General features: G+C 65.4%; 13 protein-coding genes and 1 pseudogene. 6 read left to right on the plus strand and 8 right to left on the minus strand.

From position 1 onward, the window contains the following. Positions 1-29: 29 nt before the first annotated feature. The 3 genes and pseudogenes from UNPA324_RS23590 (at position 30) to UNPA324_RS23600 (ending at position 2659) form a co-directional block, all read left to right on the plus strand. Positions 30-185: a YjiS-like domain-containing protein gene (locus UNPA324_RS23590; protein ID WP_128916645.1), complete on the plus strand. Its 156-nt coding sequence runs from the start codon at positions 30-32 to the stop codon at positions 183-185. A gap of 17 nt (positions 186-202) precedes the next feature. Continuing rightward, positions 203-436: pseudogene (locus UNPA324_RS23595) on the plus strand (response regulator); the annotation flags it as partial. A 213-nt stretch (positions 437-649) separates the two neighbouring features. Continuing rightward, positions 650-2659: a HAMP domain-containing methyl-accepting chemotaxis protein gene (locus UNPA324_RS23600; RefSeq protein ID WP_181769491.1), complete on the plus strand. Its 2010-nt coding sequence runs from the start codon at positions 650-652 to the stop codon at positions 2657-2659. A 58-nt stretch (positions 2660-2717) separates the two neighbouring features. On the opposite strand, the gene UNPA324_RS23605 is transcribed toward UNPA324_RS23600, so the two are convergent. The 3 genes from UNPA324_RS23605 to UNPA324_RS23615 all read right to left on the minus strand — a co-directional run bounded on the left by UNPA324_RS23605 (position 2718) and on the right by UNPA324_RS23615 (position 5167). Further along, entirely contained in the window at positions 2718-3404 is a 687-nt protein-coding gene (locus UNPA324_RS23605; RefSeq protein ID WP_128916647.1) for a glutathione S-transferase family protein, read from the minus strand. Between the two features lie 125 nt (positions 3405-3529). After that, positions 3530-3856 carry a hypothetical protein gene (locus UNPA324_RS23610; RefSeq protein WP_141936163.1) on the minus strand — a complete coding sequence of 109 codons (327 nt, stop codon included), beginning with the start codon at positions 3854-3856 and terminating at the stop codon, positions 3530-3532. Positions 3857-4036: 180 nt separating this feature from the next. Continuing rightward, complete coding sequence (locus UNPA324_RS23615) at positions 4037-5167, minus strand: site-specific DNA-methyltransferase (RefSeq protein ID WP_128916649.1); 1131 nt, start codon at positions 5165-5167, stop codon at positions 4037-4039. Between the two features lie 425 nt (positions 5168-5592). Between UNPA324_RS23615 and ypfJ the strand changes: the two genes are divergently transcribed. Beyond that, positions 5593-6534: a KPN_02809 family neutral zinc metallopeptidase gene (ypfJ, locus tag UNPA324_RS23620; RefSeq protein WP_141936167.1), complete on the plus strand. Its 942-nt coding sequence runs from the start codon at positions 5593-5595 to the stop codon at positions 6532-6534. 217 nt (positions 6535-6751) lie between these two features. Next, complete coding sequence (gene moaB / locus UNPA324_RS23625; protein WP_141936170.1) at positions 6752-7315, plus strand: molybdenum cofactor biosynthesis protein B; 564 nt, start codon at positions 6752-6754, stop codon at positions 7313-7315. A 238-nt stretch (positions 7316-7553) separates the two neighbouring features. Here moaB and UNPA324_RS23630 read toward each other — a convergent pair whose 3' ends face one another. Together UNPA324_RS23630 and UNPA324_RS23635 are read right to left on the minus strand one after the other, a co-directional pair. Beyond that, positions 7554-8483 (minus strand): bifunctional helix-turn-helix transcriptional regulator/GNAT family N-acetyltransferase, encoded by a 930-nt coding sequence (locus tag UNPA324_RS23630; RefSeq protein ID WP_141936174.1) that lies wholly within the window; start codon positions 8481-8483, stop codon positions 7554-7556. Positions 8484-8545: 62 nt separating this feature from the next. Beyond that, the gene (locus tag UNPA324_RS23635; protein ID WP_128916653.1) at positions 8546-9121 is read right to left on the minus strand and encodes a glycosyltransferase family protein; all 576 of its coding nucleotides are present in this window, start codon (positions 9119-9121) and stop codon (positions 8546-8548) included. A 322-nt stretch (positions 9122-9443) separates the two neighbouring features. On the opposite strand from UNPA324_RS23635, the gene UNPA324_RS23640 reads away from it, so the two are divergent. After that, positions 9444-10283 carry an RMD1 family protein gene (locus UNPA324_RS23640; protein ID WP_141936177.1) on the plus strand — a complete coding sequence of 280 codons (840 nt, stop codon included), beginning with the start codon at positions 9444-9446 and terminating at the stop codon, positions 10281-10283. Here the strand turns inward: UNPA324_RS23640 and UNPA324_RS23645 are convergent. The 3 genes from UNPA324_RS23645 to UNPA324_RS23655 form a co-directional block, all read right to left on the minus strand. Further along, complete coding sequence (locus UNPA324_RS23645) at positions 10277-11887, minus strand: PEP/pyruvate-binding domain-containing protein (RefSeq protein ID WP_141936181.1); 1611 nt, start codon at positions 11885-11887, stop codon at positions 10277-10279. The genes UNPA324_RS23640 and UNPA324_RS23645 overlap by 7 nt on opposite strands. 10 nt (positions 11888-11897) lie before the next feature. Then, the gene (locus tag UNPA324_RS23650; RefSeq protein WP_141936183.1) at positions 11898-13826 is read right to left on the minus strand and encodes a hypothetical protein; all 1929 of its coding nucleotides are present in this window, start codon (positions 13824-13826) and stop codon (positions 11898-11900) included. Positions 13827-13908: 82 nt separating this feature from the next. After that, complete coding sequence (locus UNPA324_RS23655) at positions 13909-15099, minus strand: acetate/propionate family kinase (protein ID WP_141936196.1); 1191 nt, start codon at positions 15097-15099, stop codon at positions 13909-13911. Position 15100 lies beyond the last annotated feature (1 nt).

A 15100-nucleotide genomic window follows, 5' to 3' on the forward strand; every position in this document is an offset into this window, starting at 1 on the left:
GTCCGCCACACCTCGCAACGCGTGTGCGGATGTGGCGAACGCTGGTGGACCTCGTGCGGGTCCGGCGACAGCGGTCCCGGGTCCGGTGCCAACTCGCTGCGATGACCGAGCGGGAGCTTCAGGACTGCGGGATGACCCGCGCCGAGATTGCCTACGAACTGAACAAGCCTGTGCGGCGGAAATAAATCGACGACGAGGAAGCGGCAGCGAGAGCAGCATCAAGGTGGCGCAGAAACTGAAGGAGATCGGCGTGCCCTTCATCTTCGCAACCGGCTATGGCGAGCGCGCGCCGCTTCCGGCCGAGCTTGCCTCGTCGGCGCCGGTCGTCCAGAAGCCGTACACACTCGAAGTGGTCGGGAGCGCACTCGGCAAACTGCAGGCGCCCTTTAATAGATCGCGTGCCACGCTATGCATGACGCTGCGGATTCTTGCATGACTTCGCATAGCTGCCGATAAAATCAGCAGATCTTATGTGCGACGATGCGCGCACGCGCGAAGAATTTGAAGGTTCAATTAACGAGTGTCCCCCATTGTGTCGCGGTGCAGCGTGGGTCGCAAGGACGCGACGCGCGGCTGCCAGGGTGGCCGGTGACGATCGCCGGAATCGTTCGGCCGCTCGAAGTGAAATGCATCTTGGTGGACAGTGGGAATGCCGAAGTTTCGTTTGCGGATCAGGGGACGCCTGTACGCAGGCTTCATGGCCCTGGTGGCGGTTGGTCTCGTGATGGCGGTGGTTGCCGTCTGGAATTTGCGGGCGGTGCAGGATCAGGTCGCAAGACAATCCGCGCTCTCGGACAGCACGGCGCGGGTGCTGGAGATCTCGACCCACCTTCAGGCGATCCAGCGCGCCAATCTGCGCTACGTCTACGATGCCAACGAACCCGCGATGAAGGAGGCGCAAGAGCGCGAAACCGCGGCGACCGAGCTGTTGCGGGTCGGCGCCAAGGGAACGCTCTCGGAGGAGCGGCGGGCGCTCTACAACGGCCTTATTGAAGATGTCGCCAAGATGCGTAGTCTGCGTGACAATCTCGGGGACGCCGTCAACGAGGCGAGAACGGGCAAGGCGACGCTGCTGCCGAGCGGCGAGGATCTGGCCGTCAAGATGGGCAAGCTGGTCGATGCGGCGCGCGCAGCGGTCGATGAAGATACCGCGGCGCTCGTCGCCGACCTCGAATCCAGGGTCCTCCTCGTCCGGATCGCAAATTGGCGCTTCCTGGCGCTGCGCGACGCCCAGGGGCCCGCCAACTTCCGGGCCAGTGTCGACAGGGCGGCGCAACGGCTCGCGGCGATCGAAAAGAGCCCGCAGGCCACGGAATTGCGATCCACGCTCGCGTCGGTGAAGACCGCGCTCGGTATCTACAAATCCGCGTTCGAGACGACCTCCGCCGCGATGCTCCAGGCCGACGAGATCTATCACAAGAACCTCGCGCCGCTCATCGTCGACAGCATCGGCAGGCTCAAGGCCGCGGAAACGACCCTGAAGAAGGACTATCAGGACTCCCGCACCCATGCCGAAGCGGTGATCGCCGGCACGACGACCGTCCAGGAGGTTGCGGGCGGTCTTGCCGTCCTGTTCGGCGGCATCGTCGCGTTCCTGATCGCCCGCAGCATCGTCGGTCCTCTGACTTCGATGACACGCGCGATGGGGCTGATTGCCGGCGGCAATCTCGAGGTCGAGGTCCCCGGTCGTGGCAAGACCGACGAGATCGGCGACATGGCCAAGGCGATCCAGGTGTTCAAGGACAACATGATCGACACCGAGCGCATGCGCGCGGAGCAGACCGAGCTCGAGGCGCGGCAGGCCGAAAGCCGCAAGAAGGACATGGTCAGGCTGGCGGACCAGTTCGAGCAGGCGGTCGGCGAGATCGTCAACACGGTGTCGTCGGCATCGAACGAGCTCGAAGCCTCCGCCGGCACCTTGACCACGACCGCCTCGCGGGCGCAGGACCTGTCGACGGAGGTCGCCAGCGCCTCGCAGGAGGCCTCGGCCAATGTGCAGGCGGTTGCCTCGGCGACCGAGGAGCTCTCCTCCTCGGTGTCCGAGATCGCGCGCCAGGTGCAGGAATCCGCCCGGATCGCCGGCGAGGCCGTCGGTCAGGCGAGCAGGACCAACGCGCACGTCGGCGAGCTCTCCAAGGCCGCGGCGCGGATCGGCGACGTGGTCGAGCTGATCAGCACCATCGCCGGCCAGACCAACCTGTTGGCACTGAATGCCACCATCGAGGCGGCGCGCGCCGGCGATGCCGGCCGCGGCTTTGCCGTGGTCGCTTCCGAGGTCAAGGCGCTGGCCGAGCAGACCGCAAGGGCCACCGGCGAGATCGGCCAGCAGATCTCCAACATCCAGGCTGCGACCGAGCAATCGGTCGGCGCCATCAGGGAGATCAGCGGCACCATCGAGCGGCTGTCGGAGATATCGTCGACGGTGGCCGCCGCCGTGGAGCAGCAGGGCGCGGCGACGCAGGAGATTTCCCGCAACGTCCAGCAGGCGGCGCATGGCACGCAGCGCGTCTCGACCAATATCGGCGACGTGCAGCGCGGCGCGTCGGAGACCGGATCGGCCTCGTCGCAAGTGCTGTCCGCGGCACGGTCGCTGTCGGCCGACAGCAACAGGCTGAAGCAGGAAGTCGCCAAGTTCCTCAGCTCGGTCCACGCCGCCTGAGTCCTGAAAGCAAATGGGCCACGCGCATGCGCGTGGCCCGAACAGCGTCGTCGCGCGATCAGGCGACCTTGGTCGTCATGTGCTTGAACATGTTGGCGCGCGCCTCGTCGTCCATCTCGGCCTTGAAGGTGAACTTGTCCTTCAAGGCGATCGCGCGCGCTGCTGCGGGGCGCGCCGAGATCTCGTCGACCAGCCGCTTCACGTTCGGGTATCGCGCGAAGGCGTCGTCGCCGAGCTTGAACGGCAGCATCCGCGCCCAGCCCCACAGCGCCATGTCGACGATCGAATAGTCGTCGCCGACCATGTAGCGGCGGCCTTTGAGGTGGCCGTCGAGAATCTTGTAGTGGCGGTCGGTCTCGTACTGGTAGCGGTTATGGGCGTAGTCGTGGTTCTGGTCCTTCGGCGCAAAATGCTTGAAGTGCACCGCCTGGCCCGAATATGGGCCGACGCCGGTTGCGATGAACATCAGCCATGACAGCGTCTCGCCGCGCACGCTCGCGGCGGGCAGGAACTTGCCGGTCTTCTCGGCGAGGTAGAGCAGGATGGCGTTGCTGTCGAACACGATGGTGCCGCCATCGTCGATCGCCGGCACCTTGGCGTTCGGATTGATCTTGAGAAATTCCGGCGTGAACTGCTCGCCCTTGCGGGTGTCGATCTTCACCGGCTCGAAAGGCAGGCCGGCTTCTTCCAGGTAGAGCGCGACCTTGGTCGGGTTCGGCGATCCGTTGAAATAGAATTTGAGCATCGATCTCCCCAGGGTTTGTTGCCAGACGCGAATGCAGCGTCATTGCCGCGCCGCTTCTCTTGCCCGAACCGCGTCGGAGAGGGCAACCGGCGAGTTTGCCGGGCGGCACCTGCGCGCCACGCAGATCAGCCGGCGTAACAAAGCCCGATCGCCGCCGTAAGGACCATCGCCGCGCCGACCGCCTCCAGGCGCAGCCCGAGCCGCGCGGCGAGGTGCATGTCGGAGGCGCGCGCCTTGCGCTCCGATCCGCGGGCATAGCCGTGGACGATGACGTCGTGATTGAAATTGTCGTGAGCCTCGTTGCTGCTGGCGAGCCCGACAGAGATGACGAGCACGCCGAACAATGCGAGGCTGAAGAATCCGAGCAGGGCGATCAGGAACATCGGAAACATGCCGACCAGAAAGATCGGCAGCAGCGGCACCAGCAGCAATGTCTCGGACTGTCGTCGCATGGGAGCAGGCCGGCCAGGAGGCTGATCGGGCGAATCTAGTGCTGGCTGTCGCCCCGTTCAAGGTGCCGTAGGGTGGGCAAAGGCGCGAAGCGCCGTGCCCACGAAATCTGTGTGTCTTGGAGAGATGGTGGGCACGGCGCGAGGGCGCCTTTGCCCACCCTACAGGACCGCCGAAAGCGGCTACTCCGCCGCCATGCCGGCGCGGATCTCGGCGCGCAGCTCGTCTATCAGCTTGAGACCTTTCTTGGTCTCGACGTGCCAGAAGGTCCAGCCGTTGCAGGCTTGCGCGCCTTGTGCCACCGCGCCGATGCGGTGGATCGAGCCGACCTTGTCGCCGAACATGATGGCGCCGTCGGCGCGCACCAGGGCGCCGAGCTTCTTCTTGGCGTCGAACAGCTTCGTGCCGGGCATGATCATGCCGCGCTCGATCAGTTCGGAGAACGCGACCCGCGGCGCCTCGCGCGCAGTCATGAACGGGGCGAGGCTCGCTTCCGGCAGCGGCTCGACCGCGGCGATGCGCGCTTCGGCGGCCTTGGCGTAGGTCTTGTCGCGCTCGAAGCCGATATAGGAGCGGCCGAGGCGTTTTGCGACCGCACCGGTGGTGCCGGTGCCGTTGAACGGATCGATCACGAGATCGCCGGGCTTCGACGAGGACAGCAGCACGCGCGCGAGCAGGCCTTCCGGCTTCTGCGTCGGATGCACTTTCTTGCCGTCGGCGCCCTTGAGGCGCTCCTCGCCGGTGCAGAGCGGAATCAGCCAGTCGGACCGTGCCTGCACGTCCTCGTTGGCGGCCTTCAGCGCCTCGTAATTGAACGTGTAGCCCTTGGCCTTCTCGTCGCGCGCAGCCCAGATCATGGTCTCGTGCGCATTGGTGAAGCGGCGGCCGCGGAAATTCGGCATCGGGTTCGACTTGCGCCAGACGATGTCGTTCAGGAGCCAGAAGCCGAGGTCCTGCATGATCGCGCCGACGCGGAAGATGTTGTGATAGGAGCCGATCACCCAGATCGTCGCCGACGGCTTCATCGCGCGGCGGGCGGCAAGCAGCCAGGCGCGGGTGAAATCGTCATAGGCGGAGAACGAATCGAACTTGTCCCAGTCGTCGTCGACGGCGTCGACGTGGGATTCGTCAGGGCGCTTGAGATCGCCCTTGAGCTGGAGATTGTAGGGCGGATCGGCGAACACGAGATCGACCGAACCGGCCTGAAGCTTCGACATCTCGGCGACGCAATCGCCGAGGACGATGCGATGCGACGGAGACTCGAAATTTGTGCGGGGCGCCCTTGCAGACGCCCCGCGACGCGACTCTACCATGACTCAAGAACTCTGACTCAGGCGACGCTGTCGGCGACGCGGGACCAAACAACCGACTGACCGTTACATTGAAGCGGCAAAGTAAAAATCGACTTAACCCGCCGCTTTGGTGAGCAGGCCTCGCATCGCGTTCTGCGTGCATGTCGTCGTGCGCATTCGCTGTGTTTTACGGGGGATTTCGCCTTCGCCCGCGTCGCGGAAGCAATCATGGCTGCAAAAAGGCCGCAAATTTCTCTCGGAAAAATTTGCTCTTCCCTCGGAAAATATTGCTGGCATCGGCATGCCGCCGCACTAGGCAATTTTTGCCGGCCACGATATTGATAAAAGCAACGGAAATTTTACGTGTGTGGCGCGTTGAGCTTTCGCGTGTATGCGCCCGACGAAGCCGACGAACCTAGATCAGGGACCCCAAAGGAAAGGCCGCCATGCGTTACGATGACTTCCGCCGCAGCGACGACATCGAGGATCGTCGCGACGAAGGTGGTGGGTTTGGCGGCGGCGGAGGTGGCGGGTTCGGCCTGCCCATGGGCGGTGGCGGGCTCGGCATCGGCACCATCATCATCCTCGGCCTGGTCGGCTACGCCTTCGGCATCGATCCGCGCATCCTGATCGGCGGCGCCGAGATCCTCACCGGGGGCGGCCAGGCGCCGAGCTACCAGACCGACCGTCAGGCCTCCTCCGGCAAGCGCGGCGCGCCGACCGACGAGATGGGCAGCATGATCTCCGGCATTCTCGGCGAGATCGACGACCGCTGGAGCGAGATCTTCCAGGCCTCGGGCCAGTCCTACACCGGTCCGAAGATCGTGCTGTTTCGCAACGCCACCAATGGCGGGCGCTGCGGCATGGCGCAGTCGGCGATGGGCCCGTTCTATTGTCCGCCGGACCGCACCATCTTCCTCGACACCGGCTTCTTCCGCGAGGTCGAGACGCGCTTCCGCGGCTGCTCCGGCAAGTCCGCCTGCAATTTCACCACCGCCTACATCATCGCGCACGAGGCCGGCCATCACATCCAGAACCTGCTCGGCATCATTCCGCGGGTGACGCGGCTGCAGCAGCAGGCGGGCTCGAAGGCGGAGGCGAATGCGCTTCAGGTCAAGGTCGAATTGCAGGCCGACTGCCTGTCCGGCGTCTGGGTCAATCGCGAGGCGAAGAAGCGTCCCAACTTCCTCGAGCCGGGCGACATCGACGCCGCGCTGACCACGGCGAGCGCGATCGGCGACGATACGCTGCAGCGCCAGGCGACGGGGCGCGTCGTGCCTGACTCCTTCACCCACGGCTCGGCCGCGCAGCGCAAGCAATGGTTCATGACCGGCTACCAGCAAGGCACGGTCCAGGCCTGCAATACGTTTGGAGCGGGGGCGCAGTAGGCACGAGTTCGTGCCCCGGACGCGGCACGAAATATGATGCGGGATTGCGCATCTTAGAATTCAGAAGTAGTGGCGTCATCCTGAGGTGCCCGCCTCTTCGGCGGGCCTCGAAGGAGGACGAACCCCGGCCCATCCTTCGAGGCGCGTCTGCGGTGCGCTTGCACCGCAGGTGAGCACCTCAGGATGACGGCGGTGATTGGGGAAACAGGAGCGAGTCATGGCCTCCACTGACGAATCCAAGCAGTTCATCCCGCTCAACATCGCGGTGCTCACCGTGTCCGACACGCGCGTGCTTGCGGACGACAAGTCCGGCCAAACACTGGTCGATCGTCTCTCCGCTGCCGGCCATCATCTTGCCGCGCGCGAGATCGTCACCGACGACGTCGAGGCGATCCGTGACGTCGTTCGCCGCTGGATCGCAGATAGCGGTGTCGACGTCGTCATCACCACCGGCGGCACCGGCTTCACCGGACGCGACGTCACGCCGGAGGCGATCGAGCCGTTATTCGAGAAGCGCATGGACGGTTTCTCGATCGCGTTCCACATGCTGAGCCACGCCAAGATCGGGACGTCGACGATCCAGAGCCGCGCGACTGCGGGGGTTGCGGGTGCGACCTACATCTTCTGCCTGCCTGGCTCCCCCGGCGCCTGCCGCGACGGCTGGGACGGCATCCTTGCGGCCCAGCTCGACTACCGTACGCGGCCATGCAATTTCGTCGAGATCATGCCGCGGCTTGACGAACATCTGCGTCGCCCGAAGGCGCAGGGTGCGACGGCGTAGTTGCGGATAGCTGACCGGTATCGCTCCACGCCGACAGCCTCGTAGGGTGGGCAAAGCGACTTGTCCGCCGTAGCTCGAAGAGCGAAGGCGGAAGCGTGCCCTCGATTTTGCCCATTGCTGAAAGGTGGTGGGCACTGCGCGCGAAGAGCGTGCCTTTGCCCACCCTACGATCCCTCTGCTGCCTTCTCCCACAAGGGGCGAGGGCACAGTCATGCGCATCGTGCTCGTTGCGAGATGATCACAGATCCCGCTCCCAGGTCTCGCCAATCAGATCCTGCCCGAAGCTGTGATGCGGCTCGGTGACGACGAGCTTGAAGCCGGCGCTTTTGTAGATGCCGCGTGCGGCGACCAGGATGCTCTGGGTCCACAGCGTCATCTTGCTGTAGCCCCGCTCGCGTGCGCCCTGGATGCACTGCTGGACCAGTGCGCGGCCGACGCCGAGCCCCCGCGCCTTCTTCTCCACCTGCAACAGGCGCAGCTTGGCGATCTCGTCCGTGGCTTTGACCAGAAAGACCGAGCCGACCGGCTCGCCGCCCAATTCCGCGATCCAGCAGTGCTCGCGCGCGGCGTCGTAATTCTTGATGAACTGTGCACAGATCTCGGCGACCAGAGCCTCGTAGCTGATGTCCCAATTGTAGTCCGCGGCATAGGCAGCACCCTGTCGGGAGATGACCCAGCCCATGTCGCCGACGCGATGGCTGCGCAGCATGAAAGCCGCGGGCTGGGTTCGGCGTTGCTCCAGCACGGACTCGATGGTCGCCATGGCCTGCGTGAGCCGCGATGCGTCGCTGGCCGAAAGCTGAGCCAGCATTGCGGCGACCTCGTTCTGCGAGCTCAGGTTCAGCTTGGCGAACGTCTGGCGGCCCTTGGCGGTGAGGCTTAGTTGGTATTGTCTGCGATCTGCGGGCAGGGGCCTTCGCGTGATGAGCCCCTTTTCATCGAAGCTCTGGACGATGCGGCTGAGATAGCCGGGGTCGAGACCAAGCTCGTTGCCGATCTCTTTTGCCGCCAGATCGTCGCGATGCGCGAGCTCATACAGCACCCGGGCCTCGCTGAGGGAAAACGGGCTCTTTCCGAGATGCTGGTCGAGCACACCAAGCTTGCGGGTATAGAAGCGGTTGAACGCGCGGACTGCTGCAACGTGGTCGTCGGTATCGTTGATTTGCATGGGTCACCTCGATACTTGCCATTGTCAAATAATTATTTGACTTTGGCAAGTATCGGAGGGCCTCAGCCGACCATGACGATCCGGCTGCGCAGCATGGTCCGGGACGAGCGGCCGAGCCGCCGGAGCAGCTGCGCCTCGGACCGGCGGGCCTGCGGCGGGTAGCCGCCGACCCGGTCGTAATGGCCACGGGCAATCAGAAGCCCCTGATCGCCGAGCGGGCCGATCAGCCCGCGTGCCACGGCCCGGAGGATGTCGCGCAATCCAGTATCTGCATAGGGCGAGCGCGCATAGCGGAACACCGCGGCCCGGTCCCGTCCGCTGGTCGCAACGGCCTGGATGAACTGGGTGGTTTCCTCGATCCAGCCGGTTTCCAGCACGGCGCCCGCAGGCAGGAACATCAACCAGGGCGAACGCGCCTGGAGCGCGCCGGCCGCGAGCGCGGCGCCCTGCGAGGATCCCTCGAAGCCGACGAAACGGCAGCCTGCGACGTCGGCAACGCGCTCGATGACGCCGTTGCGGGTGCCGTCGACCAGGAGCACTTCCCGGACGATTCCGGCGGCGGCTCCGGGCACCAGCGCGGCCAGAGTCGCCACCGCCGTCTGCTCGACGCCTTCGGTCGGAATGATGACGCTCAGCATGATTGAGGCTTCAGTGTCTGCATTTCGGGAGAAGCGTAGCTCGCTACAATGCTGTCATAAACCGGTCGCGTTGCCGAGTGCAACTTTCTGGCGGCGCTTCGGCATGGATGGTAAATCGCAACCGGTCACCGTAGCCGTTTGTGTCACAAGCAGGCTGGCAATATTGCCGAATGTTCCGGCACGAGCTCATCCCGTGGGTAGTCCATCCGTGGTTTTACGGCGACGCTGCGCAGCGCGCGGCAACGACTTCGGCAGAAGGTGCGCCTTGCGAGAAAGGCTGGAGCAGGAAAATGTGTGACTTTGGTGCCGGCGGAGGCTTCACATGAACGCCGATCAACTCGCCGTTGGCGCGGCGCCAACATCGCCGAGGCAGGAGGCTGCGCCGAGCTTGCGGATCCGCGCGCTGATGCTGGGGGACCGCATCAATGCTTCCGGCCTGGAGATCGGGGCGCTGGTCTCGTCCACGCCGGCGGCCTTCCGTGTCCATGCCGGTCTTGCTGTGATCTTCCGCTACGGCGTCGTGGTGCTGATCGGCCTGCTCCCTTCGGAAGAGAAGGTTCTCATCGACAACCTGAAATCACGCGTGACCGGAGAGCTCAGCCCCTACGAGGAGGAGATCGCGCAGGCCCAGCTCTGCAGCGATGAGGCCGCCGAGGCGATCCAGCCGGGCGGACCGATCTGCCTCGCCAAATTCTCCGACGACCGGCTGCTGCTGGTTGCCGATGCGCTCGCCAAGAGCACGTCGCTGGCGCGCGACGAGCGCCGCGTCGCGGCGGTGTTCGACGTGATCGAACCTTTCGCGCGAGAGCTTGCCGAACGTGGCCGCACGCCGCGTCGGCGCAAGGGCATCCTGCAACTGATCGGCAACGCACTGCTGGTGCAGCAGCGCGTCGCCGGCCGTGTCGCGATCGCCGAGAAGCCCGACGTGCTCTGGGAGAAGCCCGAGCTCGACCGGCTCTATTCCCGTCTCGAGGACGAGTACGAGCTGAAGGAGCGCCTCGACACGCTCGAGCGCAAGCTCACCGCGGTGTCGGAGACCGCCAACGCGCTGACCGACATCATCGACACCCAGCGCTCGCTCCGCCTCGAAATCGCCGTCGTGGTGCTGATCGTGATCGAGATCGCGATCGGATGTCTTCAGATCCTGACCGGTACTCACTGAGGCGCGGCGGCGAGCCTGCCATGTCGGCCGGATTGCGCCTTCCACGCGGCGATCTCGGCAAGCTCGGCTTCGGGCTGCGTCCGGATCGTCTCGCAGCGTCCGAGATAGAGAGCCCCGGCGTCGCCTTCGATCGTAATCCATTCGCCTTCGGCGAGAGCGGCATTTCCGAGCTGAGCCCGCTTCGCGACAGGGTCGATCTTCAACTCACGGCAGCCGACCACGCACGGCTTGCCCATTTGCCGCGCCACCAAGGCTGCATGCGAGGTGCGCGCACCGACCGCAGTGACGATGCCGGCGGCCAGAGCGAAGCCGGCGACATCGGCTGTGCTGGTATCGGGACGCAGCAGGATGACCGGCTCGCCCGCGGCCGACAGGCGCTGAGCGCTTTCGGACGAGAACGCCGCCCGTCCAATACCGATGCCGCCGGATGCGCCGATGCCGGTCGTAGCGGGTTTGCCCGAGGAAACCAAATGGGTCTCGGCGAGCGAGGTGAGGTCGATCTCCGCAATCCGCCCCAATGCTTCGTCTTTCGAGATCAGCCCTTCGTGCACGAAGTCGATCGCGATCCTTGCGGCGGCGCGCGGCGTGCGCTTGGCCGTCCGGGTTTGGAGGATCCAGAGCCTACCGTTCTCGACCGTGAACTCGACATCCTGAACATCCGCGAATGCGAGTTCCAGTTGCCTCAGGATATCGCCGAGTTCCGATTCCAGTTTCGGCAACTCGCGCGCGATCGCCTCGGCCGTATCGGGTGCGCGCTTTCCGGAAACGACGTCTTCGCCCTGCGCATCGAGCACGAGGTCGACCATTGGGCGCGGTGCGCCCGTCGACGGATCGCGCGAAAAGGCCACGCCTGCGCCGGAGGCAAGACCGCTATTGCCGAAGACCATCGCCTGCACGGTCACGGCGGTACCCTCGAGCGTTTCGAGGTGCTGGAGGCTTCGATAAGTCTGCGCGCGCTCGCTCGTCCAGGAGCGATAGACCGCCTGGGCTGCGGCCTCGAGCTGCGCGAAGGCATCCTCCAGCAAGCCATCGGCGCGATTCTCGATCAGCGTCTGCTCGCGGCTGGCGAGCCGCTCCAGCGCTTCACTGTCGAGCTCGCGGTCGCTGCCGGCGTATTCGGCTGCGACGAGTTCCGAGATGTGCGCGGCAAAGGCGGCCTGGTCGATCTCGAGCACGGTCTCGCCGAAGCTCTCCAGGAAACGGCGCCGGCAATCCCAGGCGAGCCGCGGTCGGCCGGTCGCACGGATCAGGCCATGCACGGCATCGGGCGTGCAACCGACATTGAGAACGGTGTCGAGCATGCCCGGCATCGATCGCGCCGAACCCGAGCGCACCGATACCAGGAGCGGTTGCCGGCGGTCGCCGAAGCGCTTTCCGGTGGCGCTCTCCAGGAACGAGATTCCCTCCGCCAAGCCATCGCGCAGGTGCCGCGTGGCGTGCGCATGGCCGGCAATGACGTCGGCGCAGAGCTTGACCGGTAACACGAAGGCTGGCGGCACCGGCAGGCCCAGCGCCGCCATGCGGGCGAGGTTGGCGGCCTTGGCGCCGATCTCCTCGGCGGGCCGCAATTCGGAAGCTTCAGCGCCGATACGTACGATATGCATTTTGGCTTCCTCAAGCTGCGAGATCGATCATGATATGACGGCGGAGCAGATGACCGAACGCGGCGAAGCGGTCGGTGGCGCGTTCGGCGGCACGAGCGAGCTCGATCACCGACAGCGAGGTCGCGACGTCGAAGCCGCCGCAGAAGACCAGTGCCGTCGTCGCACGTTCGCGGTCGTCGGCGGCATGTTCGGCATCGATCAGACGGGTCACAGCGGAGAGCGCGTCCTCCGAATCGGCGTGCTGTCCCTCCGGCACGTCGATCGCGGCGGCGACGCCGCTCGCGGCGACTTCGGTCGCGGTCGCCGCCACCGCGCAAAGTTCAGCTAACGATGTCAGCAGGGCTGGATCGGTCTTCTCCGGCATCAGCGAGGCGATGAATGCGGCCTGCTCCAGTTCGTCGACGGCTTCCTCGGCGCGATCGATCAATTGTCCGATCAGCGGCCGCGCATTGAGGCGGTCGACCTCGTTGCGGCTCTCGAAGGCGATTCTGTCGGCCTTCCGCTCGATTGCGCCGCAGCGCTGCGTCAGCAGCCGTCCGTCGGCAGCCTGACCGGCCCGCAACGCGGCGAGATGGCGCGAGATCGCCGCGACCAGATCCTGGGCGAGGCCGATCTGACGCAACACCGCTGCCAGCAAAGCCCCATCGACGCGATCCAGGTGCCGCATCAGATCAGCTTCGATCTGGTCGCGCACCGTCCGGACCGAGCGGCCCGCGAGCAATGCCTCGGTGGAGGCGCGCAGCGACGCCTTCAGAAAATCGATCGCGGCGCTGCGGCCGAGCGCCTGGTCGAGCCGCTCGCCGAAGCCGATCCGCGTCGGGGCGGCGTTCCGGACCGCCGAACCCAGCAGATCGTTGCCGCCAAGCTCGAGAAAGCCGCGATGGCCGATCCGCTGACCCGCAGCCCATTCCAGGATGTGTGCCGCGTCCTCCTTGGCAACCCAGGTTCTGAGCAGCTTGCGCGCCTTATTCCAGTCGATCAGAAAGACCAGCGCGGCACCGACCGTCGCGAGGAATTCGTTGCGATCGGCGGCGTTTCCGGCCTGATACTGGCCGGTGACGAGATAGAAGGAATTGTCTTCGCCGATGCCAGCTGCGGTGTGACGATCGAGCCCGCTCCAAATCGCCTCGAATTTGTCGAACAGGGAAATGAAGAATTTCGCGCGTGCCAGATGCACGTCGGTGTAGGTGACCGTGACCGCGTTCTTCTTCACCGCGATCACGACGACATGGGCGTCCGTAGTGCCGATGTCGTTCTGGATCAGCAGCCGGCCATCGGCGCGCGTGGCCATGGTATCGAGGCCTGGATGATTGAACTTGAGGCCGCGCGTCGCGTTCAGGCCTTTCATGAAAGCAGCGACAGCCGGCCGGTCCTCGCTGTGCAGGCCGAAGACGTGGGCGCCGTCAAGCGCCTCTTCCGAGCAACTTGTTGCCAGCCTGTTGAGCTGCTTGTGCAGATCCATGACGAGTCGATGCAGGCTGTCGCCGCCTGCATCAGCCACGCCGGTCAGACGCGCGATGTGGGACATCGCGATCTCCCCGGCGGGGTCTAGCAGGCCGGCCGCGCGGATCGTGTCGAGGCGCGCCTGCGCTCGCTCACCTTCGCTCGCTGCGCCAGCGCCGACGGCGCGGATCATGGTCGCCGTATCGTCCGAAATCTCCTGCATCAGCGTCGCAAGATCAGGGGCTGCGAGCCGGCCCTGTCCGATCAGATGTGCGCCGCCGATCAGCGCCGCGATCCTGGCGGGGGCGATGCCCGCAGTCCGGCTTTCGACGCCAAGGTCACTTGCGGGCCGGTCCGGGTCTTGCGCATGTTGGGCTGCCGCCTGCAGTGCGCTCATCCGCACCTTGATGCGGTCGTTGGCGGCGAGCCCCTCTGCCACCAGTGCGGGCAGCAGGATGCCGCCTTGTCCGAGCTCTTCGATGATGTGGGTCTTCATGATCCATCCGCTCGATGATTGATGCGCTCTCTATGCCGCGAAACCGCGGCGGCATCATTGCGGCAGATCATTCATAAAAATGTCACGTGACGTGACGTTCGCGGATCAGAGCAGCGCAATGCCGCGCAATCGTCATCTCTTCATCGGTCGGGATGGCGAACACATCGACAGCGCTGCCGCCGCTGTTGATGCGCTCGCGCGCCGCGTCATTCGCCGCAGCATCGATGTGCACGCCGAGCCAGCCGAGCCGCTCGCAGATCGCACTGCGAATCTCCTTGGCGTGCTCGCCGATGCCGCCGGTGAAGACCAGGCAATCGAGCCCGCCGAGTGTGGTGGCCATCATCGCGACTTGCTGCGCCGCGCGGAAAGTAAAGAGATCGACAGCCTCCCGCGCTCCGACCTCACCGCTCGCCAGCAACGTTCGCATGTCGGCAGAGATGCCGGAGACGCCGAGGAGACCGGACTCGTGATAGAGCAGGTGCTGGACCTGCTCCACCGACATCTTCTCGTGCTGTTGCAGATAGAGCAGCACGCCGGGATCGATCGTGCCGCATCGGGTGCCCATCACGAGACCGTCCAGCGGCGTCAGTGCCATCGTGGTGTCGACGCTGCGGCCGTGGCGCAACGCGCACAGGCTGGCACCGTTGCCGAGATGCGCGATGACGCTGCGCTTGGCGACGAGCTCCGGCGCAATCTCGGCAAGGCGGCCTGCGACATATTCGAAGGAGAGGCCGTGGAAACCGCAGCGTCGGACGCCGCGCTGCTCATAGCGCCGCGGAATCGCGAAGCGGCGTGCGGGCGGCGCGAGGCCATGGTGGAAGGCGGTGTCGAAGCAGGCGATCTGCGTCAGCTCAGGCCGGATCGCCGCAAGCGCGCGAACGGGCGCGAGGCTCCGCGGCTGGTGCAGCGGCGCCAGCGGCGTCAATGCCGCCAGCTTCGCGGTGACCTCGTCGGTCAGTGCGACCGGACCTGAATAATCCGGTCCGCCATGGACGATACGGTGACCAGCGGCGCGCAGGCTGTGTGTGCCGAACCTCTCCTCGATGAAGGCGAGCACCTCGGCGAACAAATGGCCGCCGTCGGCATCCGGTGCCTCCTTTCGTGTCGCGAACAGGTCTTCGCCCGCCGGACTCTTGACGACGAGGCGGGGTTTTGCCTCGTGCTCGTCGAGCAGGCCCTTGCAAAGCAGGATGGGCTCAGCCGCCGAGATGTCGAACAGGCCGAACTTGATGCTCGACGATCCCGAGTTGAGGACGAGGACTGTGTCCGACATG

It is taken from the genome of Bradyrhizobium sp. UNPA324 (assembly GCF_006658635.1).
GTDB lineage: Bacteria > Pseudomonadota > Alphaproteobacteria > Rhizobiales > Xanthobacteraceae > Bradyrhizobium > Bradyrhizobium nanningense.

Bases quoted from the DNA above. Each gene is read 5' to 3' on its own strand.
- UNPA324_RS23590 (WP_128916645.1), top strand. From the start codon at position 30: ATGTGGCGAACGCTGGTGGACCTCGTGCGGGTCCGGCGACAGCGGTCC.
- UNPA324_RS23600 (WP_181769491.1), top strand. From the start codon at position 650: ATGCCGAAGTTTCGTTTGCGGATCAGGGGACGCCTGTACGCAGGCTTC.
- UNPA324_RS23605 (WP_128916647.1), bottom strand. From the start codon at position 3,404: ATGCTCAAATTCTATTTCAACGGATCGCCGAACCCGACCAAGGTCGCG.
- UNPA324_RS23610 (WP_141936163.1), bottom strand. From the start codon at position 3,856: ATGCGACGACAGTCCGAGACATTGCTGCTGGTGCCGCTGCTGCCGATC.
- UNPA324_RS23615 (WP_128916649.1), bottom strand. From the start codon at position 5,167: ATGGTAGAGTCGCGTCGCGGGGCGTCTGCAAGGGCGCCCCGCACAAAT.
- ypfJ (WP_141936167.1), top strand. From the start codon at position 5,593: ATGCGTTACGATGACTTCCGCCGCAGCGACGACATCGAGGATCGTCGC.
- moaB (WP_141936170.1), top strand. From the start codon at position 6,752: ATGGCCTCCACTGACGAATCCAAGCAGTTCATCCCGCTCAACATCGCG.
- UNPA324_RS23630 (WP_141936174.1), bottom strand. From the start codon at position 8,483: ATGCAAATCAACGATACCGACGACCACGTTGCAGCAGTCCGCGCGTTC.
- UNPA324_RS23635 (WP_128916653.1), bottom strand. From the start codon at position 9,121: ATGCTGAGCGTCATCATTCCGACCGAAGGCGTCGAGCAGACGGCGGTG.
- UNPA324_RS23640 (WP_141936177.1), top strand. From the start codon at position 9,444: ATGAACGCCGATCAACTCGCCGTTGGCGCGGCGCCAACATCGCCGAGG.
- UNPA324_RS23645 (WP_141936181.1), bottom strand. From the start codon at position 11,887: ATGCATATCGTACGTATCGGCGCTGAAGCTTCCGAATTGCGGCCCGCC.
- UNPA324_RS23650 (WP_141936183.1), bottom strand. From the start codon at position 13,826: ATGAAGACCCACATCATCGAAGAGCTCGGACAAGGCGGCATCCTGCTG.
- UNPA324_RS23655 (WP_141936196.1), bottom strand. From the start codon at position 15,099: ATGTCGGACACAGTCCTCGTCCTCAACTCGGGATCGTCGAGCATCAAG.